Source organism: Huijunlia imazamoxiresistens (assembly GCF_037132455.1).
Classification (GTDB): Bacteria; Bacteroidota; Bacteroidia; order Chitinophagales; family Chitinophagaceae; genus Flavisolibacter; species Flavisolibacter imazamoxiresistens.
Map to the genome: position 1 here is coordinate 192,689 of NZ_JBBBEI010000008.1, position 22,077 is coordinate 214,765.

The following is a 22,077-nucleotide window of genomic DNA, read 5'->3' on the forward strand; positions in this document are numbered from 1 at the left end:
GGAAACCCCAACTTTGCGGCATGTTATCCCTTTTTCCCCAAACCCCGGCCCCTATAGGCCTGCGGCCGCCCGCCGCAGGCCTCCTGCTGGCCCTTTTCTTTGTGCTGATCTCTATCTCCTGCTCCCGCATCGACCTGTATGAAAAAGTGGACACCATCCCGGCTTACCAATGGAAAAGCAGCTACCGGCCCCGGTTCCAGTTCGAGATCAAAGACACCGCCGCCCCCTACCAGCTGTTCCTGATCTTCCGGCACAACGACCGGTACAATTACAACAACCTCTGGCTGAACATTTATACCCAGACGCCGGGCAGCAAGGCCCCGGCCAAAGTGCAGTACGAGATACCGCTGGCCACCAACGAAAAGGGCTGGCTGGGCTCGGGCCTCGACGACCTGTACGAGCACCGGGTGGCCCTCACCCCGGCAACACAAAAATTTTACTTCCGCCAACCGGGCCTGTACACCTTCACCATCGAGCACATCATGCGCGAAGACCCGCTGGCCAACGCCATGAATGTAGGCCTGCGCCTGGAAAAAAAACAACCCTAGCCCATGGCCGACGCCCGCGCCCGCTTACGGATCACCACCTTCCTGTACTGGATCCTGCTGTTGTACATTATCGTGGCCCTGGTATGGTGGGCCATCATGCTGCTGCACCAGAATGCCGCCCTGCACCAGCTGAAAGAAGAACTCCTGTATAAAAGCACCGCCAACCATCATACGGCCGCTTTCCGCGAAAAGCTCCGCACCATCCAGAACGAGAAAAAATGGGCCACCGCCAAATATGTGGGCGAAGGCGCCACCTTCCTGCTGTTCATCATTATCAGCGCCTTCTTCATCTACCGGTCGGTACGCCGGCACTTCCGCCTGCAGCTGCAGCAGCAGAACTTTATGATGGCCATTACCCACGAACTGAAGACACCCATCTCGGTGACGCGGCTGAGCCTGGAAACCCTGTTGCGCCATACGCTGGCCGAAGAAAAAAAGAAAAAGCTGCTGCAGTCCACCCTGCAGGAAACCTTGCGGCTGGATACGCTGATCAACAACATCCTGGTGCTTTCCCAGCTGGACGCCGGCGGCTACCAGTCCGAGAAAGAAGAGCTGGACCTTTCCAGCCTGGTGGGCGACACCGTGCACCAGTTCCAGGTACGTTATGCCGACCGCCAGGTAGTAACCCGCATCGAACCGGGCCTCGAGCTCCAGGGCGATGCCATCCTGCTGAAGCTGCTGGTGAGCAACCTGCTGGAGAACGCCAACAAGTACACCCCCAAACAATCGCCGGTCTGGTGCACCCTGTCGCGTACCGGCGACACCATACAGCTGCAGGTGGTCGACGAAGGCCCGGGCATCGCCGGGGAGGAAAAGAAAAAGGTGTTCCAGAAGTTTTACCGCATCGGCAGCGAGCAGACCCGCAAAACCCAGGGCACGGGCCTGGGACTGTATTTATGTAAAAAGATCGCCGCCTATCACCGCGGCGACATCTCGGTCACGGACAATCTCCCGCAAGGAAGTAATTTTACGGTGGCATTTTTCCTTTAACAAACAACCTATTCTATTGCATGGACCATTCTGCAAAGCCTTCGATATTATTGGTGGAAGATGAAGAGAACCTGCACGAGGCCTTAAAACTGAACCTGGAGCTGGAAGGCTACGACGTCACTTCGGCCTATGACGGGGCGGCGGCCATGAAGGCCGTACAGAACGAGTATTTCGACCTGATCATCCTCGACGTCATGCTGCCCGAGATCGACGGCATCAACGTCACGCAGAACATCCGCATCACCAACAACGAGGTGCCCATCCTGATCCTGAGCGCCAAGAACACCAGCGCCGACAAGGTGCTGGGCCTGAAAAAGGGCGCCGATGACTACATGACCAAGCCCTTCGACCTGGAAGAACTGATGCTGCGGGTGCAGAAATTGATCAATAAGAACAAACGCCTGCAGGACAAATCCACCGTAGGCGAAACCTACAGCTTTGGCGGCAATACCATCAACTTCAAGGCGCAGGTGGCCCAAACCGCCACCGGCGGCAAGATCGAGCTGAGTAAGAAGGAAGCCATGCTGCTGAAGCTGCTCATCGAGAACAAGAACGAGGTGGTGACCCGCGAAAAGATCCTCCAATCGGTCTGGGGCTACAACGTCTACCCCACCACCCGCACCATCGACAACTTTATCCTGAACTTTCGCAAATACTTCGAACAGGACAGCCGCAATCCCAAACACTTCCACTCTGTCAGGGGGGTGGGGTATAAATACATCGAGTAGTTTACGAGTTTACGGGTTTACAAGTTTACGAGTTGCTGGCGCCGGCAGGGAACTCGTAAACTTGTAAACCCGTAAACTAAATATCGCCCAACTGCGGCCTTAACACGATCTCTTCGACCGTAGCGCCGGGAGAGAGGCGGCTGGCGGAATAAATGAGGGTGGCCACATCGTCGGCTTCCATGAAGCGGCTCTCGGGCAGGCCGCTGCCCTTCCACGAATCGGTGTAGACGGCGCCGGGGAGCACCGCCGTTACTTTGATGTTGTGGGGCTTTAGCTCGTGCCGCAGGTTGTGGGTAAAGCCCAGCAAGGCATATTTGCTGATGCTGTACGAGCCCCCGTTGGGATAGGCCTGCAGGGAGGCAATGGAACAAAGCGTGAAGATATGCCCGTTTTTCGCTTCCTTCATTTTGGGCAACAGTCCCCGGGTAATGTGGTAGGCGCTGCCCAGGTTCACCGCCAGCATTTCTTCCAGGGCGCCGTCCGGCTCGTCGGAAACGTTGCCCGGCACAAAGCTGCCGGCATTGTTCACCAGCACGTCGATGGTATCGGCAGCGGTGGCCACCCATTCGGCAAACAACTGCGCCTGCTGCTTTTTTCCCAGGTCGAAGGCCTTGGCCTGGATGGAAATATGCGGGAACCTGGTGGTCAGCTCCTCGACGGTCTGGAGCAGCTTGCGCTCGCTTTGCGAGCTGAGGTACAAATTGTATCCATGGAGGGCAAACACCTGCGCCACGGCCTTTCCAATGCCCCTGGAGGCGCCGGTAATAACTGCATTCATATCCTTTGTTTTAACTTTGAAGTTTTCGTATCTACAAATAACGCTAATTCCGAAAAGCATTCATGAAGTACCAACACCTCTTTTTCGACCTGGATCATACCCTCTGGGACTTTGACGCCAATGCCCGCCAGACCCTGGAGCAACTCCATATCGACCTGAAGCTGGCCGACCGCGGCATCGACGACTTCGACAGGTTTCACCGCAATTACCTGGCGCATAACGAGCGGCTGTGGGCCCGCTACCGCAACGGCTACATCAAGCAGGAGGAGCTGCGGCTGAAGCGTATGTGGCTGACCCTGCTCGACTTCAAGATCGGCGACACGGGGCTGGCGCGCCAGCTGAGCGAGCTGTTTTTGCAGGAGTTGCCGACCCGCACCCTGCTGTTCCCCGACACCCTCGAGGTGCTGCGCTACCTGGCCGACAAGGGCTACCGGATGCACCTGATCACCAACGGCTTTGAAAAAGTGCAGCACTGCAAGCTGCAAAACAGCGGCCTGAACGAGTTTTTCCAGGTGGTGGTCACCTCCGAAAGCTCCAACAGCCTGAAGCCCAAAAAAGAGATTTTTGAATACGCCCTGCACAAGACCGGCGCCACGGTCACCAACAGCCTCATGATCGGCGACGGCCTGGACGTGGACGTGCTGGGCGCCATGAACGTGGGCATGGACCAGGTGCACGTCAACTACAACGGCCTCGAACAGGACATCCGGCCGACTTATACGGTAAAGGCGCTGAAAGAGCTGCAGGCGTTTCTCTAGCCCCCTCCCGGCCTCTCCCGGCCTCCCCCGGCGGGGAGGAGATGGGGCGCACTCCAAATAGCCCCGCGCAAACTTTTAATAGAAATTGTTGGCCCCATAAAAAAAGCACTCACCGAAAAGGAGTGCTTTTTTATTGATATAAATAACGGCGTATAAATGCACGCGCGAAAAATATCGGACGGATCCCTCACTCCTCCCCCACCGGGGAGGCCGGGAGGGGGCCTACCAGCGTCCCAGAACGGTCACGCCGCCCTGCACTTTCTGGTTGATCTGCACGTCGATCTGGGTATCGACAGGCAGCAGCAGGTCTACCCGCGAGCCGAACTTGATAAAGCCCATCTCGTCGCCCTGCTTTACTTTATCGCCCGGCTTCAGGTAGTTGACGATCCGTTTGGCCAGGGCGCCGGCGATCTGCTTCACCAGCACTTCCCTTTCGCCGCTGCGGTACACTACGGAATGCCGCTCGTTCTCGGTGGAGGATTTCGGGTGCCAGGCCACCAGGTATTTTCCGGGATGATATTGACTGTATAAAACCTCGCCGCTGACCGGGTTGCGGTTGACGTGCACGTTCAGCGGGCTCATAAAGATGGACAGCTGCAGGCGCTTTTCTTTAAAATATTCGTCGGGCTCCACTTCCTCGATCACCACCACGGTGCCGTCGCAGGGGGCGACAATGGCATGCTCGCCGCTGGTGTGCTCCCGGGCAGGGATCCGGAAAAAGGATATGATAAACAGGAACAGGAAGAGCGTGGCAGCAAAAATGAACCAGGCCAGGGCCGCGGAATAGGGACGGACAAAGAAAAACGATGCGATATTGACCACTGCAAGGAATAAAAATGCAATGCCAATGCTGGGATAACCCTCTTTATGAATTTTCATGGGCCAAAAATATAAAGTTTACGAGTTTACGGGTTTACAAGTTTACGAGTTGCTGGCGCCCGTAAGGAACTTGTAAACGCGTAAACCTGTAAACTCGTAAATTTTTTAGCGCCCAAACATCTTTTCCAACTGGTCTTTCTTGAACTCTAAATAAGTGGGGCGGCCCGAGGGCGTGACGTTGGGCTGGAGGCAGGCGAACAGGCTTTCCACCAGTCCCTGCATTTCCTTTTCGGACAGCATGGTACCGGCTTTTACGGCCTGCTGGCCGGCCAGGGTGCGCAGCAGCATTTCGCGCTTGGAGTAGCGCAGGTCGCTGCTGAAGTGCTTGAACTGCTCCAGCAGGTGCTCCAGCACCTGCTTTTCGTTGCCGTTCACCACGTCGGCCGGCGTGCCCTGGATGGTAAAGGACTGACGGCCGGCAGGCTCGATGACGTAGCCAAACTGGTGCAGGTCGGGCAGCAGCTCGGACAGCAGCACGGCATCCACGGGCGTCAGCTCGATGGTGGTGGGGAACAAGCTGCGCTGGGTAGCTACCGGCTTCCCCAGGATGGCCTTTTGCAATCCCTCGTAAATAATGCGTTCGTGTGCCGACTGCTGGTGAATGAGGATAAAGCTCCCGGCAGCGGGCAGCAGGATATACGTATGAAAAAGCTGGGTCAGCTTGGGATTATCATAAGTGTACAGGTGCGCAAAATGCGTCTGCAGCAATGAAGGGAACGGTGCGGTCTGCTGTTCGGCCTCCGCCGGTTGACCGCTACCCACTGTTGCCGGCTCTTCCTTGCCTGTGGCCCATTGCTTATTGCTTATTGGCTCCGCCGGCTTCGGCTCGACCCTGGGGGCAAACTCGCTCCAGTGGCGCAGCTCGGTGGCACGGGTGGGCTCCACCAGGTGCGCCTGGTTGGCCTGGGTAAAGGTCTGGAACAGGTTGGAGGCTTTGGTAGCCGACTTTCGCTCCTCGGTAAAGGGTTGCTGCACCGAAGCCAGGCCCTGGATGGAGGCGTCCAGGTCGAAATCCAGCGTGGGGGTGATGCTGAACTGTGCCAGCGAATGCTTTACCGCCGCCTGCACAAAGGCATAGACGATCTTTTCGTCCTCGAACTTGATCTCCTGCTTGGTGGGATGCACGTTCACATCCACCTGCGTGGGGTCGAGGTCGATAAAGAGCACGTACATGGGAAAGCTGTCGGCGGGGATCAGCTCCTGGTAGGCGCTCAGCACGGCATGATTGAGGTAGGCGCTGCGGATAAAGCGGCTGTTGACGAAAAAGTACTGGTCGCCCCGGGTTTTCTTGGCCGTATCGGGCTTGCCCACGAAGCCATGAATGTTCAGGTAGTCGGTATCTTCCTTGACCGATACCACTTTGGCATTGTAGTTATTTCCCAGCAGTTGCACCACCCGCTGTTTCAGGGTGCCCGCCTCCAGGTGAAAGATCTGCTGGCCGTTGCTGGTCAGCGAAAAGAATATTTGCGGGAAGGCCATGGCCACGCGGATGAATTCGTCCACGATATGGCGCATTTCGGCGGCATTGCTTTTTAGAAAGTTGCGGCGGGCCGGCACGTTGAAGAACAGGTTCTTCATGGCGATGCTGGTGCCTACGGGGGTCGCTACCGGCTCCTGGCGCCTGACGGCGCTGTTTTCCACTTCCAGGCAGGTACCCACTTCGTCCTGGGCCCGCCGGGTCCGCAGCTCCACCTGCGACACGGCCGCAATGGACGCCAGGGCCTCGCCCCGGAACCCCATGGTGCGGATGTGGAACAGGTCGTCGATGCTGCTGATCTTGGACGTGGCGTGCCGTTCAAAGCACATGCGGGCGTCGGTCTCGCTCATGCCGGAGCCGTTGTCGACCACCTGCAGCAGCGATTTGCCGGCATCGTTCACAATCAGTTTGATTTCCGTTGCGCCGGCGTCCACGGCATTCTCCAGCAGTTCCTTCACGGCACTGCCAGGGCGCTGGATCACTTCACCGGCGGCTATCTGGTTGGCAATATTGTCGGGAAGCAGTTGAATTCTATCTGCCACTGTACATTCTCCTTAGCTTCAAAAATACAGTTCAGGGCGGAATATCGCAAAGAATAGAGTGTTGTACTTCCTTTAAAAAGTTTACGAGTTCACGAGTTTACAAGTTTACGAGTTCATTTCAGGCGCCAGCAACTCGTAAACCCGTAAACTCTTTTAGTTGTGATTGCTTTAAGAAGGGCAACCCCCGATTATTATTAATATTGTACTGCACCATTGATCCGTTTGAACGAATATGAAGAAAGTATTATTAGCCTGGCTTATTACCTGTTTTTTCGGGACGGCCTCTTTTTCTCAATACAGCAGTACCCTGCCCGCGGACGCCTGGGTGGACAGCGTCTTCCAGTCGCTGACGCCGGACGAAAAGATCGCCCAGCTGATGATCATCCGGGCGCACAGCAACCTCGGCGCCGACCACGTGGCCCAGGTATCCAACCTGGTAAAAAATTATAATGTGGGCGCCCTGATCTTTTTCCAGGGCGGACCGGTACGGCAGGCGAACCTCACCAACCTGTACCAGTCGCTGGCCAAAACGCCCCTGCTGGTGTCCATCGACGGCGAGTACGGCCTCGGCATGCGCCTCGACAGCATGATCAAGTTCCCCTACCAGCTCACCCTGGGCGCCCTTACCGACAGCACCCTCGTGTACGACATGGGCCTGGCCGTGGGCGCACAGATGAAGCGCCTGGGCATCCACATCAACTATGCTCCCACCATCGACATCAACAACAATCCCCGCAACCCCGTCATTGGCTACCGCTCCTTCGGCGAGGACAAATACAAGGTGGCCCGCATGGGCGTTGCCTACATGAAGGGCATGCAGGACGCCGGCATCATGGCCTGCGCCAAGCACTTCCCCGGCCACGGCGATACCGAAGTGGACTCCCACCTCGACCTGCCCGTGATCAACAAAAGCCTCGAACAACTGGACACCCTGGAGCTCTACCCCTTTAAACGGCTGATCGCGGCCGGCGTGGGCAGCATCATGAACGCCCACCTCTACATCCCTGCCATCGACAATACCCCCAACCGGGCTACCTCCCTCTCGGAAAAGAACGTGACCGGCCTGCTGAAGCAAAAGCTCGGCTACAAAGGACTGATCATGACCGACGCCCTGGAGATGAAAGGGGTATCGAAATTCTTCCCGGCGGGCGAAGTGGCGGTGCAGGCCCTGGTGGCCGGCAACGACATGCTGTGCCTGCCCGACAACGTGAACCAGGCCCTCGAAGCGGTGAAAAAAGCCGTGGCCGACGGCCGCCTGAAAGCGGAAGACATCGACGAAAAAGTAAAAAAAGTGCTGTACGCCAAGTACCAGCTGGGCCTCAACCGCCAGCAGGTGGTGGATACCGCCCACCTGGTGGACGACCTCAATGCCGACACCCGCGACATTATCGCCCAGGTGGCCCGCAACAGCTTTACCGTGCTGCGCAACAGCTGGAACTTCTTTCCTTTTTATAAAAAAGAAAAAGTGGCCTACGTGGGCCTGGGCGTTTCCGAACCCAACACCTTCGCCACCCGCCTGCTGCAGGACTATGACGCCGACATGTTCCTGTTTTCGTACCGCGATGCCGACTCCAGCGCCCGCTCCATCCTGCAGCAGATCGACAGTGGCGGCTACAGCTCCGTGGTGATCGGGGTGCACGACTACAGCATCCGCCCGGCCAACAACTACGGCATCAGCCCGGCGGCCATCCGCCTCTGGGAGGGCCTTCAAAAGAACCGCTCGGTCACCTTCCTGTTCGGCAACATCTACGCCGCCCGGAATTTCGACTCGGCCAAGACCCTGGTAGCCATGCACCAGGACGATACCCTCACGCAGAACGTGGCCGTCGGCTTTATCTCCGGCGAGGCCACCGCCAAAGGCAAGGCACCCGTTACCGTGGGCGACTTCCACTACGGCACCGGCCTGACCATGCGCAACCTGCACCCCGTCACCGGCTCCTACTGGCTGGGCATCGACAGCATCGTGTACGACGCCATGAGGCGGAAGGTGTTCCCGGGCTGCGTGGTGCTGGCGGCTCAGAACGGGCGCATCAAATACCACAAGGCCTTCGGCCGCTACGAATTCGACACCGCCTCGCTGCCGGTACACCTCGAAAGCATTTACGACCTGGCCTCGGTGACCAAGACCTCGGCCACCACCCTGGCGGTGATGAAGCTGTACGAGCAGGGCAAACTGGACCTGGACAAGACCCTGGGCGACTACCTGCCCTGGACCCTGAACTCGGACAAGGCAGCACTGAAGATCCGCGACATCCTGCTGCACCAGGCCGGCCTGGTGGCCACCACCTCCTTTTCGCGGGAAACCGTGGACAAAAAGACCACCGCTCCTTTAGCCAAATACTACAGCACCTCGCTGCAGCCGGGCTATTCGGTGCCGGTGGCCCGCGACATCTACCTGCGCAACGACTGGAACGACTCCATGCTGCAGCGGATCGTCAAAAGCCCCCTGCGCCCCCAGGGCCAGTACGTATACAGCGACAACGACTTTATCCTGCTGGGGAAGATCGTGGAGTCCCTCTCGGGCCTGCCGCTGGATAAGTATATGGAAAAGAACTTCTACGGCCGCATCGGCCTGGCCACCACGGGCTTCAACCCCTGGCTGCGCTTTGGTACGGAGCGGGTGGTACCCACGCAGATGGAAACCCACTTCCGCCACCAGATGCTGCGCGGCTACGTGCACGATGAGGGTGCCGCCCTATTTGGCGGGGTGGCCGGCCATGCCGGGCTGTTTTCCGACGCCTTCGACCTGTGGCTGCTGTACCAAATGCTGCTGAACGGCGGCCAGCTGAACGGCATCCGCTACCTGAAGCCGGAAACCATTTCCTACTTCACGGCCTACCACAGCAGCATCAGCCGCCGGGGCCTGGGCTTCGACAAGCCCGAAAAGGACAATGCCAAACGCAGATCGCCCTACCCCTCCATCTTCGCCTCCCCGGATACTTATGGCCATACCGGCTTTACCGGCACCTGCGTATGGGTAGACCCGCAATCGAAGCTGGTGTATATTTTCCTGTCGAACCGGGTATATAATACCAAGGACGATAACCTGCTGTCGGAACTGAATATCCGCGGCAAGATCCAGGACGTCATTTATAAAGCCCTGAAACGGGAAGAGGCCGAACTGGTAAACACGCCCCTTCCGCCCGCTCCATCGGCCGCCGCCCGTTAGGCGCGGCCTGAAAAAAGAAAAGGGACGAATCCTCGATTCGTCCCTTTTCTTTTTTCAGGCCGGTACCCGGGCGCTAGTTCTGTTGCGCGTCGGGATTTGGATTCGGGTTGGAAGGCGGCCTTCTTTTCGGCTGCTGTTGCTGCGGCGGCTGCTGCCCTTTGGGCGGTTGCTGCTGCGGCGGCTGCTGTTGCTGCTTGGGCCGGTTTTCGGGCCGGGGCTTTTGCATCTGGGCATTGCCGCCACCCTGTTGCTGCTGCGGTTTGTTCTGGGGCGGGCGTTGGCCGGCAGGGCGCGGACCCTGTCCTTGTCCCTGGCCCTGGGCTTGCGGCTGTCCCCCCTGGCGTGGTTGTCCTCCCTGCCGCTGGCCTCCGGGCTTTTGTTGCGCACCGCCACCGGGCTTTTGCGGCGGGGGTGCGGCGGCACCCTTCTGGGCTGCCGGCAGGCCTTTTTGCTGGGAACCGCCCTGCGGGCGCTGGCCACCCGGGCCGCCCTGCTTCTGCTTTCTTTTCTTGTCGGCCTTTTCCAGGCTGCGCAGGCTGATGTGGCCGACCACGTCCACGAACTCGGGCTCCACCTCTTTGGGCTTGCTGGTCACCACTTCCACGGCTTCGAGCTCTTCGGGAATGACGTTCTGCATGTTCAGCCCCTTGATCTTGCGTACCCGCTCGATGGTGAGGGGGTATTGCTTCGTGCTGTCGGGCAGCACGTACCACATGAGGTTTTTAAAGATATCCTTCTTGATCAGCGTAGCCGTACCCCGGGTTACCTGGAGCATGTCGGCATTTTCCGGAAAGCCCTGCAGCGCGTCGAGGTAGGTATCCAGCTCGTAGTTCAAACAGCATTTCAGGCGCCCGCACTGTCCGCTCAGCTTTGTCTGGTTGATGGACAGGTTCTGGTAGCGGGCCGCTGCCGTGTTCACCGATTTAAAATCGGTCAGGAAGGTTGCGCAGCACAGCTCACGGCCGCAGCTGCCGATACCGCCCACTTTGGCCGATTCCTGGCGGGCGCCGATCTGGCGCATCTCCACTTTCAGCTTGAACTCGGAGGCATAGATCTTGATCAGCTCGCGGAAGTCCACGCGGTCGTCGGCGATGTAAAAGAAGGTGGCCTTCTTGCCGTCGGCCTGGATCTCCACTTCGCTCATCTTCAGTTCCAGCTTCAGCTGGCGGGCGATGGCGCGGCTTTTGACCAGGGCTTCTTTTTCCCTTGCCTTGTTTTGCTGCCAGATATCGATATCACGGTCGGAAGCGCGGCGCAGGATCTTCTTCATTTCCTGGTTATGCTCGCCGATACCTTTCTTTTTCATTTGGAGACGTACGATCTCGCCGGTGAGGGATACTTCGCCCACATCAAAGCCGGCAACGCCCTCCACGGTTACGAGGTCTCCTTTTTCAAACAGCTGCAGCGTGCTGTTCCGGTAGAAATCCTTGCGGCTGCCCTGGTTAAAGGAGATCTCCACCACGCGGCAGGCCGCATCGGCGTCGGCCAGGGGCAAATTGACCAGCCAATCATAGGCGTTCATCCGGTTACAGCTGTTCGTTCCGCAACTGCCGTTGCTTTTACAACCTTTCGGTGTTCCGGTTCCACAATTACCACATCCCATACTTTATTCCCTGTTGTTGTTTCATGATTGTTTATGGTTATATATAAAAGGCTCGGGGGACAGGGGTACGATCCACATGCAGGCGCCGGGCTGTCGTAGAACGGGGCTTCTGTCGAAAGAGCCGTTCAACGTGCGGGGGCGTCCTGCGGAGGGGGGAGGAAAGAACAGCAATAACTGTCAGAATATGGCAAGTATTAACCAGCTTTTACCTCATCGTTCTCCACTCGTCCAGGCCTGATTGAAAATATGCCTGTGTTAAGGCATTTGCAAATATAATTTTTTCCGATGGAGTTATTCGTTAAAGTAAAATCCCTGTCGGGCTTGTCAAAACCGGCGCCCGCCTGCCTGCCCCGGGCCGATAACCACCTGAAACACACACCATTACAGTTAAAATAAAAAGCACCATGGCCGTAAAGCCCGGTGCTTTGAACGATTTATGAAGCGGCCGTGTCGGTTTTACTCCTGCACCACCAGCCGGAACCCGTTGCCATGGATGTTCACGATCTCGATCTTTGGATCGTCTCTCAGGTACTTACGCAGCTTGGCGATGTACACGTCCATGCTGCGGCCGTTGAAGTAGGTGTCGCTGCCCCAGATTTTTTTCAGCGCCTGCTCGCGGGGCAGCAGGTCGTTCATGTGCTCGGCCAGCATCTTCAGCAGCTCGTTTTCCTTGGGCGAGAGCGTTTGGGTCTTGCCGTCGTGCGACAGTTCGCGCAGCTTGGGATTGAAGTGATAGGAGGCCAGGTCGAACTCGCGGTTCTCGGATTCTTTGTTCAGCTCCTCGTTGCGTTTGAGGATGGCTTTGATTTTATGGAGCAGCACTTCGCTGTCGAAGGGCTTGGTAATATAATCGTCGGCGCCCAGCTTGTAACCCTGGATGATATCTTCCTTCATGGTTTTGGCGCTCAGGAAGAACAGGGGAATATCGGGGTCCACATCACGGATCTCTTCGGCCAGTGTAAATCCGTCCATGTTGGGCATCATTACATCCAGCAGGCAAAGGTCAAAGCGTTCCCGCTGAAAGGCGGCCAGGCCCAGGCGGCCGTCACGCTCCAGTGTTACATCATAATCATTAAGCTCCAGGTAATTCTTTAGTACACTGCCCAGGTTCGGATCATCCTCGCATAACAAAATTTTTGGTTTCTTTCCATCCATGATTCATGTGTTTAGTTGACCATAAAATTAAAACTTCTGCACTGAATAAATGTTCCTATAAAATCGTACCGTTCCTTTGAAAGTTTACGGGTTTACAAGTTTACGGGTTTACGAGTTGCTTGCGCCCGACAGGAACTTGTAAACCCGTAAACTTGTAAACTCGTAAACGAACACTCACATGCCTCTCGCCTTCTTCAGGGAAGAAAGCGGGTAGCGGAGGTTGCGGTAACTCATCATGTCTACCTTGATGGAGCCGACGATGATGGGACTTTCGATGCGCAGGGGAATATGGTTGTTGTCGTCCGACACCCAGACGGTCATTTTTTCGCCGCCCTCGAAGATGTTTCCTTTTACCAGCAACGGCTTGAACTTGATGGCCGTGAACCGGCCGTAGCGGGTCTTGACCTCCTCCTTGCCCAGGTAGCGGATGTACATGTGGTAGACCTCGTTGTCGAGGAACATGGTAAAGGGAATGCGGTCGCCGGCCTTGTACTTGTTGAAGTTGATGTTGCGGGCATAGTACATGGAGCTCACCACGTCCTGCACGCAGCCGGGCACCTTGAACACCCCGTTGTTGGTGACGGCCGTGCTGGCCGAACGGTTGAAGGTAATGTTCTCGTACTTTTTGTAACCGCCTTCGTCCACGTTGCGGATGAACTTAAGCGGTTGCATGCTTCCGGTATCAATATACGATTCGTAGCGGTCGCGGACCTTGAAGATCCAATCGTAGCTGGGATTGGTCTTTCCCTCGGCCACCATGTGGTAGACGGTTTTGCCCCCCAGCTTTTCCAGCGCGTTGTTGAAGGTGGCCGTACCGGCGTTGATAAAGGCGCCGGCCACATTGTAATAAACGGTATAGGTCAGCTGCTCGCCGGCAGAAAAGGCCGTATTGTGAATGCCGCAAAACTCTTCCTGCGGGCGCAGGGGCTTCGTCATCGCTGTTCCCGCCAGGCCGCAAAGCAACACCAGCGCGTAGTTATACAGTTTCATTCTTCCGCTTAAACACTTTTAATCCTAAAAATAAAATGCTTCCCAGGATGGCCGGCAGTATAAGGTTGATCAGCCAGATCGTTACCGAAGTTAAGCCAACTCCCAGACTATTATCGCTGAAGATGCCCATTAATTGCAAACTGACCTCGCCGCGCAGGCCCACCTCCACCAGCGCCACCGACGGAATGACGGCCATAGCCAGGAAGAGCACGCTCACCACGCACCACACCACCCCGGGCGGCACGGCCACCTGGAACAGGGAAAACAATAAAAAATACTGCACGATGAAAACGGTATAGCGGACAAAGGAGAGCAGCAGCAGCCTCCATAAAAGCGGGTGGTCGAAGGCGCCCAGCGACTGCACCAGGTATAAGTACTTGCTGCGGGGCACCCATTTTTCGAGCAGCTGCTCCAAAAAGGCCACCTGGAAATACACCATCGCCAGCAGGGCGATCACCGCCACCAGTCCCCAGAAGGCGAAGCGGAAGGCCAGCGGGCTGAAAAATCCATGGGCGATCAGCTCATTCCTCAGAAAAATAAAACCGGCCAGGCCGCAAATAAAGGTCACCAGCAGCTGGCTCAGGCTGCCCACCAGCGTAACGGATATGCTTTTAAGGCGGCTGCCCTCGGGCAGGTACAGCATGCGGCCGAGGTACTCCCCCACCCGGTTGGGCGTGGTCACCGAAAAGGAAACCCCCGACAGCACGGCCTTCACGGCCCGCGCCAGGCTGATGGGGTAAATAGTGGCTACCGACAGTTTCCACTTCCAGGCCTCCAGGCTCCAGTTCACGAACATAAGGGCCAGCACCAGCACCAGGTACACAATTTTGGAGGATTGTACCGACGCGCGGATATGCAGCCAGGAGGCGCCGAGGCGCGACTGGTGAAGGATTTGCTGGTAAATGGAAACCGAAAGCCAGAGGAAGAGTACGGGGCCTAAAAAATAGTTGAGAAAGATTTTAATACTTTTGTTCGGCTGCATGTGCAGTAAAAATAACCACCTCTGTGCAAACGCCTTCGAAAATCATACTCGGCATCGACCCCGGCACCCTGATCATGGGATACAGCGTCATTCATGTGTGCGGCGATAAAATTTCCGTGGTCGAGATCGACGTACTGAAGCTTTCCGCCAAAAAAGATAACTACGAGCGGCTGCAGCTGATTCACCAGAAGGTATCCGAACTGGTACTGCAATACCGGCCTACCGAGTTTGCCATCGAGGCGCCGTTCTTCGGCAAGAACGTACAAAGTATGATGAAACTGGGACGTGCCCAGGGCGTGGCCATCGCCGCAGCCATGGCCGGCAACATCCCGGTAACGGAATATTCGCCCAAAAAAGTAAAGCAGTCCATTACCGGCAACGGCAACGCGGAAAAAGAGCAGGTATGGCAGATGCTGCACCAGATGATCGTCCTTCCCGACCGCCCCCAATACTTCGATGCCACCGACGCCCTGGCCGTCGCCATCTGCCACCACTTCATGGCCCAGCGGCCCTACGCCACGAAAACCACCGCCGCAAAACGCAGTTCGAAGAAAGGATGGGATGCGTTTATTCAGCAAAATCCGAGTCGGGTAGTATAAGTTCTAAAACTCCAAAGTTAAACGCTGCTCGCTGGAGCTGAACTACAACAGTCTTGTAGGAGTTTGTAATTTGGCTCAGCCCCAATCCTTTATCATTGCGGAGTTATGCCCATTTAGCGTGGATCAACCAGGATGGCCCGGAAGCCCGCAGGGCTTCAACAAAAGTAGCCCCGGGTGCAACCCGGGGTCAGCCGTAGTTCATCAGCCTCAACCCCGGATGGGGTTGAATGTGTCCTGTTCGATTTACAACAGTTTCACTGCTAAAGGCCTCTTCGCAAAGCCTTTCAGATCCCTGACTGACCGTTTGCTGTGGGTTCCACATTCAACCCCGTTGGGGTTGGAATGCCTACCTACTGCTGACCCCGGGTTGCACCCGGGGCTACTTTTGTTGAAGCCCTGCGGGCTTCCGGGCCATCCCGGTCAACAATAATTAAAACGGTATTACACCAACTTAGAAACGCAGGAACTTCTAAAGCTGTTCCAAAATCTTCGCCTGCGCCCCTTTGAGCTGCTCTTCTGAGGCTTTGGAATGGGACTGAGTAAAATTGAGGTCGTTGGCGCCGTTAATAGGGAGCAGGTGTACATGGGCGTGAGGAACGTCGAGGCCGATAACGGTGATGCCGCAACGATTACAGGAAAAGGCTTTTTCAATGGCTTTGGCAATGGGACGGGCAAATACCAGGAGCTCCGACAGGTAGTCGTCTCCCAGGTCGAAGAGGTTATCCACTTCCACCTTCGGAATCACCAGGGTATGGCCTTCGCGCAGGGGAGCGATGTCGAGGAAGGCAAAGAACTTATCATTTTCGGCGATCTTGTACGAGGGGATGTCGCCGGCGATAATTTTGGAAAAGATGGTCATTGTAAAAAGTTTGGAATTTAAAATCAGGAGTTAAGCTAAAACTTCAAACTTCAAATTCCAAACTTATCTGGCTAGATAGAGATTTCTTCCACCTTGAATTTGATGACACCGGCGGGGGCGGTCACTTCGGCGATCTCGCCTACCTGTTTGCCCAGCAGGCCTTTGCCGATGGGCGAAGAGCTGGAGATCTTGCCGGCTTTCAGGTCGGCCTCCTTTTCGCTCACGATCTGGTAGGTCACCTGTTTCTTTGTATTGAGGTTGGTCAGTTTTACCTTGGTCAATATAGATACTTTGCTGGTATCGATGGTGGTTTCATCCACAATGCGGGCGGTAGCGATCTGTCCTTCCAGCGCCGCGATCTTAGCTTCCAGCAAACCCTGCGCTTCCTTGGCGGCGTCGTACTCGGCATTTTCCCGCAGATCGCCCTTTTCCCTGGCTTCGGCGATGGCCCGCGAGGCTGCCGGACGGTCAACCGACCTCAAGTGCTGAAGTTCCGCCCGCATTTGTTCCAGTGTTTCCTTGGTCACATATTGTATGCTACTCATACTAATGGCTTTTGAGATAAACGAAAAAAATAGCAACGCCCCAGTAAATACTGAAGCGTTGCTCCGACAAAGATAAAAATAATTATGTATCGAAGAAATGGAAATCCCCTACGCCATGCCCAGCTTGCGCAGCAGCACTTCGGCCATTTTGCGGTAGGCCTCCACGCTGTAGCCCGCAATGTGGGGGGTCAGCACTACGTTGGGCTGGCTGGTCAGGAACGCCAGCTGCTCTTTTTGCGTTTCGCTATAGGTAGCGAACTTTTCATTTTCCAGCACGTCGAGGGCGGCGCCGGACACCTGGCCGCTTTTCAGCGCATCGATCAGCGCGGCGGTGTCCGTTACCGGGCCGCGGCAGGCCGACATAAAATACGGCCGCTGGCGGCAGGCGGCAAAAAATGCGGCATTCGCCAGGTGGTAGGTCTCGTCGGTCAGCGGCACGTGCAGGCTGATGACGTCAGCCTGGCGGCAGATCTCTTCCATGCTGGCTTCCCGGATGAAGCCGCCCGCGAAGCCCGACTTGTATTTATCGCAGGCCAGCACCGTTACGCCAAAGCATTGCAGCAGGCGGGCGAAGGCCGAACCGTTGTTGCCATAACCGATGATGCCCACGGTTTTGCCGCTGAGCTCCACGCCGCGGTTTTCATTGCGCAGCCAGACGCCCTGGCGGATTTCGTTGAAGGAGCGGGAAACGTTGTTCAGCAGGTTCAGCAGCAGTCCCAGCACGTGCTCGGCCACGGCATTGCTGTTGCCCTCCGGGGTGCTGACGCACAAAATGCCTTTGCTTTCGGCATAGTCGGCATCGATCAGCTCCATGCCGCTGCCCAGGCGGCCGATCCACTTCAGGTTCGGGGCTGCGTCCAGCAGGCGGCGGTCGATCTTCAGCCGCGTAGTCACTACCAGCCCCTCGATCGCACCCACCGAAGCAAGCGCTTCCTCGTAGGTGATGGCTGGCTGGTTCAGGAGGGTATAGCCCAGGGCGGTGAACCGGTCGACCAGGAGTTCGTGCACCGGGGCGGTGATCAGGATCTTTTTAGTTGTCTGTCCGTTCATTATTGCATGAGAAAAGTTAAGCGGGCAAAGTCGGCAACGGTCAGTTGCTCGGCCCTCTTGTTAAAGATATCCTGCTGGAGCACCTCAGCAGTAAACAGGCCCTTGCAGGCGTTGCGCAGGGTTTTGCGCCGTTGCTGGAAAGCCGTTTTCACCAGGTTGAAAAAGTGTTTTTCGCTCCGCAGGTCCACCTTATCGGCGCGGGGAACAAAGCGGATCACGCCGCTTTTCACCTTGGGAGGCGGGTTAAAGCTGTTTTCGTCCACGTCGAATAAATAGGTTACGGCGAAAAAGGCCTGCACCAGTACGCTGGTAACGCCATAAACCTTGCTGCCCGGGGGGGCGGCGATGCGCTGGGCCACCTCTTTCTGGAACATGCCCACCATGCACTCCACCTGTTCTTTCCACTCCAGCACCTTGAAAACGATCTCGGTGGAAATGTTGTAGGGGAAATTGCCGACCACGGTAAAGGGCCCGGCAAAGGGCGGGTCGATCTCCAGAAAACTGCGGTGGATGATCTTGTCGGCCAGGACGGGATAGGTCTTTTTGAGGTACACCACTTTTTCCTCGTCCACTTCCACGGCCCTGAAGTCGATCTCGGGCAGTTGCAGCAGGTACTTGGTCAGGGCGCCGCCACCGGGCCCCACCTCCACCAGCTGGCGGAAGGGGCAGGCGGTCAGCTCCTCCACAATGCGGCGGCAGACCCCTTCGTCCTTCAGAAAATGCTGTCCCAGCGACTTTTTCAGCGTGTACATGGGTGCAAATGTAAACTCGTAAACTATTACTTTTACCTTCTTAATATAGAAACAAGATGAACAAACCCATTATAGGCATCAGTTGCGGCGATATTAACGGCATCGGGCCCGAAGTGATCATCCGGGCGCTGGCCGATCCCCGCATTACGGAACAGTGCACTCCGGTGGTGTTTGCTTCGGGCAAGCTGATGAACTTCTACCGCAAGTCGCTGACCGATGCGCATTTCAACTACCAGATCATTAAAGATTTTACCAAAGTCTTCCACAAGCAGGTCAACGTGTTCAACTGCTGGGAGGAGGAAGTGTCCATTACCCCGGGCCAGCTGACCGAAACCGGCGGCAAATATGCCGTGCGCTCGCTGCAGGCCGCCGTGGAAGCCCTGCGTGAAGGCCATATCCAGGGACTGATCACCGCCCCCATCCATAAAAAGAACGTGCAAAGCGAAGAATTCAACTATACCGGCCACACGCCTTATTTGCGGGATGCCGCCGGCGTGCGCGACGTGCTGATGATCCTGTACGCCCACAACCTGAAGGTGGCCCTGGTGACGGAGCACGTGCCGATCAAAGACGTGGCCAGCTATATTACCCGCGAAAATGTCATTTCCAAGCTGCAGTTGCTGCACCACAGCCTCCGCAAGGACTTCGGCATCGACAAGCCCAAAATAGCGGTGCTCGGCCTGAACCCCCATGCCGGCGACGAGGGCCTGATCGGCAGCGAGGACGAACGCATCCTGAAACCGGTGATCAAGGAAGCCAAGAACCACCACGGCATGCTGGTGTTCGGGCCCTTCAGCGCCGATGCCTTCTTTGCCCGCCGCAGCTACCTGCAGTTCGACGCCGTGCTGGCCATGTACCACGACCAGGGCCTCATACCGCTGAAGACCATCGCCATGGGCGAGGGCGTGAACTATTCCGCCGGTCTTCCCTTCGTACGAACCTCTCCCGATCACGGCACGGCCTTCGACATCGCCGGTAAAAATATAGCGGACCCGACCTCCTTCATTTCCGCCCTGTTCGAATGCCTGGACATTATCCGGCACCGCGAGGAATTCGAGGAGCGCAACAAAAACCCCCTGCGTAAGATCACCGCCGAAGTATTGAAGAACGTGGAAGACGAACGGATCGACGAATCGATTGGATGATCAGATATGATGAGTTTGTGGTTTGCAGATCACTGCAAACCACAAACCTTTTTATGCTTTTTTAAACACCGCGTCGCTGACCCCCTTGTTGATGGTGTAGTTGGAGTAGAAGATCTCCACTTTTCCTTTCTTGTTTTTGGCCGCAGGCGCCGGCTTTTTATCTCCCTTTTCGTATTCGAACGTAATGCCCTTGGGCAGCTTGTATTCGCTGGTATTGAACACAAAGGCCACCTTGTCGGGCAGGCCCCAGCTGCTGAATTTGCCATACTCCATTTCAATCTCGTAGGAACCGTGGTCGCGGGTGGTCACGGCCGCCTTGCGTACCAGCAGGGCTTTTTCATCAATGTACAGGGTGGTCAGCACCACATCGCTGTTCTCGTCCAGGGGCAGCAGCTTCACCACAGTGACCGGCAGCCCGCCAACCACGGCCTTGCCGGCGGGTACGGCGGAGTAATTGCTGCCGCTTAAAAGCGTGCTGACGTTGATGCTGGCGCCGCCCTTGGGCAGGATGGAAAGACCATCGGCCTTGCGGATGGCGAATTTGTCGGGCCGCTTGTAATAAACGGTCACCGGCGCTTCCGGCACCCGGATATAGGAAACATCCACGTTCATTTTACCCGTGGCGGTGTAATCGGCCACTTTATCCAGCTTGGCTTTTACCGCTTTCAGCAGGTCGGCCTGGGCAAACAGGGGGACAGCAGTAAAAAGAAAAAAGGAAACCAGGGCGATCAGGCGCTTCATGACAAAAAGTTTTTAGGACAGGATATCTTTTTTCCGGAAAATACCCACCGCCAAAGAAACGAAGAATACGCTATGGAACAGGAGCACGCCGGCCGACTTTAACACTTCGGCCCTGTCGACGGGGTTATCGAAAAAACCTTTCCAGTTCAGCATATGGTTGGTAAACAAAAACGGTTTGATGGCATTGAAGAAGGGTATATCCATGGTGGTCAGGATGGTCAGCACGATCACCACGCTCATGGTGGCGATGATGGGCCCGATGGAATTGTCGGCAAAGATGGAAAACAGGAACGCCAGGGCGGCTACGGTCACCATGGACAGGAGGGCAAAGGCAAAGGCGGCCCCGTAACGCCAGAGCACATCGTTCTGCGGCAGGATGAGGAGCATATCGCTTTTAAAAACGATCAGGTCGCTTACTCCGAAGAGGGCCATGGAGCCGAACAGGGCCAGCACCGCCATGAACAGCAGGAGCAGGAAGGTATAGAGGATGCTGGCCCAGAACTTACTGAGCAGCAGGGCCTCCCGGCTCACCGGCTTGGTCAGCAGCAGGCGCAGGGTGCCCCGGTTGGCTTCGCCGGCCACCATATCGCCGGCCACCAGCGCAATCAGCAGCGGCACATGCACCAGCAGGGTTTGCAGGATGTTGAAGCAGACAAAATAGCCGTTCAGCTTTTTGCCTTCGATGTCAAAGGTTTCATTGACCGACTGCATCAGGAAGCCCAGGTACACCTCGCCGTCGATATAGAGGGCCAGCTGCACCAGGAGGATGATGGCCGCAATGGCGCCGAAGGCAATATAGGTGCGCGGCTTTTTAAAGATCTTGAACAGTTCCAGGCGGGTTAGCTGCCACATCGGTTACGGGGTTGGTGAGGGAAAGGAAATAATCTTCTAAGGAATGGCGGGGCTGCAGGGCCAGCACCCCTATGCCCAGGTCCACCAGGCTGCGGTTCAGTTCGGGCACCCGGTTGCGGTGCAGGCGCAGCAGCAGGCGGTCGGCGGCGGGCTGCAGGCAGGAGCTCCAGCCGGAGGCCTGCAGCTGTTGCCGGGCGGCGGCATTGTCGGTGGTGCTGATCTCGATCAGGGTGTCGGCAGGGTTCAGCAGTTCGCTCCGCCTTCCTTCGGCCACCTTCCGACCCCGGTCGATGATGAGCATGGAATCGGCCAGCACCTCCATTTCGGAGAGCAGGTGCGACGATACCACCAGGGTTTTTCCTTCATTGCGGCTCAGGTGTAAAATCAGGCCGCGGATGTCGGCGATGCCTTGCGGGTCGAGGCCGTTGGTGGGCTCGTCGAGGATGATCAGGCCGGGCTGGTGGATCAGGGCGCAGGCCAGGCCCAGGCGTTGCTTCATGCCCTGCGAAAAGGTCCGCACCTCGCTCCGGGCCCTTTCGGCCAGGCCGACGACGGCCAGCTGGGCCATCAGCTCGCCCTGCGTCGCCCGCACCCCACTGAGGCGGGCCATCATCCTCAGGTTCTGCAGGGCGGTCAGGTACAGGTACAGGTCGGGCTTTTCGATAATGGCGCCCACCTGCCGCAGGATTTCCCGGCGGTGGGCGTGCAGGTCTTTTCCAAAGAGGCGGATGCGGCCCGAAGAAGGCGTAATGAGGGTGAGCAGCATCCGCAGCGTGGTGGACTTGCCCGCCCCGTTCTGCCCCAGGAAGCCGTACACCTCCCCACGGGCCACGGTAAAGGAAAGGTCCTTCACCGCCTGCAGGCCGTTAAAATGCTTGGACAGGTTTTCTGTTTCAATAACCATAAACGAAAAAGTTTACGAGTTTACAAGTTTA

The 22,077-nt window shown here is 56.7% G+C and carries 21 protein-coding genes; 7 read left to right on the forward strand and 14 right to left on the reverse strand.

The annotated features are described in order from the left end of the window. The first annotated feature begins 20 nt into the window (after nt 1–20). The 3 genes from V9K67_RS12400 to V9K67_RS12410 are packed head-to-tail and all read left to right on the forward strand — an operon-like array spanning nt 21 to nt 2,266. Entirely contained in the window at nt 21–548 is a 528-nt protein-coding gene (locus tag V9K67_RS12400; protein ID WP_336722869.1) for a gliding motility lipoprotein GldH, read from the forward strand. Between the two features lie 3 nt (nt 549–551). Beyond that, on the forward strand, nt 552–1,538 hold the full coding sequence (locus tag V9K67_RS12405) for a sensor histidine kinase (RefSeq protein ID WP_336722870.1): 987 nt from the start codon (nt 552–554) through the stop codon (nt 1,536–1,538). Between the two features lie 20 nt (nt 1,539–1,558). Then, a complete protein-coding gene (locus tag V9K67_RS12410) occupies nt 1,559–2,266 on the forward strand; it encodes a response regulator transcription factor (protein ID WP_336722872.1) in 708 nt (235 codons plus the stop codon). Between the two features lie 76 nt (nt 2,267–2,342). Here V9K67_RS12410 and V9K67_RS12415 read toward each other — a convergent pair whose 3' ends face one another. Then, nucleotides 2,343–3,044, reverse strand: a complete 702-nt coding sequence (locus V9K67_RS12415) for an SDR family NAD(P)-dependent oxidoreductase (RefSeq protein ID WP_336722874.1) — start codon at nt 3,042–3,044, stop codon at nt 2,343–2,345. Between the two features lie 62 nt (nt 3,045–3,106). Between V9K67_RS12415 and V9K67_RS12420 the strand changes: the two genes are divergently transcribed. Then, nucleotides 3,107–3,802 carry a YjjG family noncanonical pyrimidine nucleotidase gene (locus tag V9K67_RS12420; protein ID WP_336722875.1) on the forward strand — a complete coding sequence of 232 codons (696 nt, stop codon included), beginning with the start codon at nt 3,107–3,109 and terminating at the stop codon, nt 3,800–3,802. A gap of 222 nt (nt 3,803–4,024) precedes the next feature. On the opposite strand, the gene V9K67_RS12425 is transcribed toward V9K67_RS12420, so the two are convergent. Together V9K67_RS12425 and mutL are read right to left on the reverse strand one after the other, a co-directional pair. Beyond that, on the reverse strand, nt 4,025–4,681 hold the full coding sequence (locus V9K67_RS12425; protein WP_336722876.1) for a phosphatidylserine decarboxylase family protein: 657 nt from the start codon (nt 4,679–4,681) through the stop codon (nt 4,025–4,027). 105 nt (nt 4,682–4,786) lie between these two features. Continuing rightward, the gene (gene mutL / locus V9K67_RS12430) at nt 4,787–6,700 is read right to left on the reverse strand and encodes a DNA mismatch repair endonuclease MutL (RefSeq protein ID WP_336722878.1); all 1,914 of its coding nucleotides are present in this window, start codon (nt 6,698–6,700) and stop codon (nt 4,787–4,789) included. A gap of 232 nt (nt 6,701–6,932) precedes the next feature. On the opposite strand from mutL, the gene V9K67_RS12435 reads away from it, so the two are divergent. Continuing rightward, nucleotides 6,933–9,869, forward strand: coding sequence for a serine hydrolase domain-containing protein (locus V9K67_RS12435; protein ID WP_336722879.1), 2,937 nt, complete (start codon nt 6,933–6,935; stop codon nt 9,867–9,869). A gap of 73 nt (nt 9,870–9,942) precedes the next feature. Here the strand turns inward: V9K67_RS12435 and V9K67_RS12440 are convergent, their stop codons facing one another. The 4 genes from V9K67_RS12440 to V9K67_RS12455 all read right to left on the reverse strand — a co-directional run bounded on the left by V9K67_RS12440 (nt 9,943) and on the right by V9K67_RS12455 (nt 14,599). After that, nucleotides 9,943–11,391 carry a PSP1 domain-containing protein gene (locus V9K67_RS12440; protein ID WP_336722881.1) on the reverse strand — a complete coding sequence of 483 codons (1,449 nt, stop codon included), beginning with the start codon at nt 11,389–11,391 and terminating at the stop codon, nt 9,943–9,945. Between the two features lie 537 nt (nt 11,392–11,928). Further along, nucleotides 11,929–12,627, reverse strand: a complete 699-nt coding sequence (locus tag V9K67_RS12445) for a response regulator transcription factor (protein ID WP_336722883.1) — start codon at nt 12,625–12,627, stop codon at nt 11,929–11,931. Between the two features lie 174 nt (nt 12,628–12,801). Then, nucleotides 12,802–13,617 (reverse strand): DUF3108 domain-containing protein, encoded by an 816-nt coding sequence (locus tag V9K67_RS12450; protein WP_336722885.1) that lies wholly within the window; start codon nt 13,615–13,617, stop codon nt 12,802–12,804. After that, nucleotides 13,604–14,599 (reverse strand): lysylphosphatidylglycerol synthase domain-containing protein, encoded by a 996-nt coding sequence (locus V9K67_RS12455; RefSeq protein ID WP_336722886.1) that lies wholly within the window; start codon nt 14,597–14,599, stop codon nt 13,604–13,606. The genes V9K67_RS12450 and V9K67_RS12455 overlap by 14 nt, the downstream gene beginning before the upstream one ends. 23 nt (nt 14,600–14,622) lie before the next feature. Between V9K67_RS12455 and ruvC the strand changes: the two genes are divergently transcribed. Next, nucleotides 14,623–15,198: a crossover junction endodeoxyribonuclease RuvC gene (gene ruvC / locus V9K67_RS12460; RefSeq protein ID WP_336722887.1), complete on the forward strand. Its 576-nt coding sequence runs from the start codon at nt 14,623–14,625 to the stop codon at nt 15,196–15,198. A gap of 469 nt (nt 15,199–15,667) precedes the next feature. Here ruvC and V9K67_RS12465 read toward each other — a convergent pair whose 3' ends face one another. The 4 genes from V9K67_RS12465 to rsmA form a co-directional block, all read right to left on the reverse strand. After that, entirely contained in the window at nt 15,668–16,057 is a 390-nt protein-coding gene (locus tag V9K67_RS12465; RefSeq protein WP_336722890.1) for an HIT family protein, read from the reverse strand. A 71-nt stretch (nt 16,058–16,128) separates the two neighbouring features. Beyond that, entirely contained in the window at nt 16,129–16,602 is a 474-nt protein-coding gene (gene greA, locus V9K67_RS12470) for a transcription elongation factor GreA (protein ID WP_336722891.1), read from the reverse strand. A gap of 108 nt (nt 16,603–16,710) precedes the next feature. Beyond that, entirely contained in the window at nt 16,711–17,652 is a 942-nt protein-coding gene (locus V9K67_RS12475; RefSeq protein ID WP_336722893.1) for an NAD(P)-dependent oxidoreductase, read from the reverse strand. Next, nucleotides 17,652–18,404 (reverse strand): 16S rRNA (adenine(1518)-N(6)/adenine(1519)-N(6))-dimethyltransferase RsmA, encoded by a 753-nt coding sequence (rsmA, locus tag V9K67_RS12480; protein WP_336722895.1) that lies wholly within the window; start codon nt 18,402–18,404, stop codon nt 17,652–17,654. The genes V9K67_RS12475 and rsmA overlap by 1 nt, the downstream gene beginning before the upstream one ends. A gap of 56 nt (nt 18,405–18,460) precedes the next feature. Here rsmA and pdxA point away from each other — a divergent pair, with 56 nt between their 5' ends. After that, the gene (pdxA, locus tag V9K67_RS12485) at nt 18,461–19,549 is read left to right on the forward strand and encodes a 4-hydroxythreonine-4-phosphate dehydrogenase PdxA (RefSeq protein WP_336722897.1); all 1,089 of its coding nucleotides are present in this window, start codon (nt 18,461–18,463) and stop codon (nt 19,547–19,549) included. A 51-nt stretch (nt 19,550–19,600) separates the two neighbouring features. On the opposite strand, the gene V9K67_RS12490 is transcribed toward pdxA, so the two are convergent. Genes V9K67_RS12490 through V9K67_RS12500 form a run of 3 tightly spaced genes read right to left on the reverse strand, consistent with a single transcriptional unit; the run spans nt 19,601 to nt 22,046 of the window. Then, nucleotides 19,601–20,290 carry a LolA family protein gene (locus V9K67_RS12490; protein WP_336722899.1) on the reverse strand — a complete coding sequence of 230 codons (690 nt, stop codon included), beginning with the start codon at nt 20,288–20,290 and terminating at the stop codon, nt 19,601–19,603. A gap of 12 nt (nt 20,291–20,302) precedes the next feature. Next, the gene (locus tag V9K67_RS12495) at nt 20,303–21,142 is read right to left on the reverse strand and encodes an ABC transporter permease (protein ID WP_336722900.1); all 840 of its coding nucleotides are present in this window, start codon (nt 21,140–21,142) and stop codon (nt 20,303–20,305) included. Further along, nucleotides 21,102–22,046 (reverse strand): ABC transporter ATP-binding protein, encoded by a 945-nt coding sequence (locus V9K67_RS12500; RefSeq protein WP_336722902.1) that lies wholly within the window; start codon nt 22,044–22,046, stop codon nt 21,102–21,104. The genes V9K67_RS12495 and V9K67_RS12500 overlap by 41 nt, the downstream gene beginning before the upstream one ends. Between the last annotated feature and the right edge of the window lie 31 nt (nt 22,047–22,077).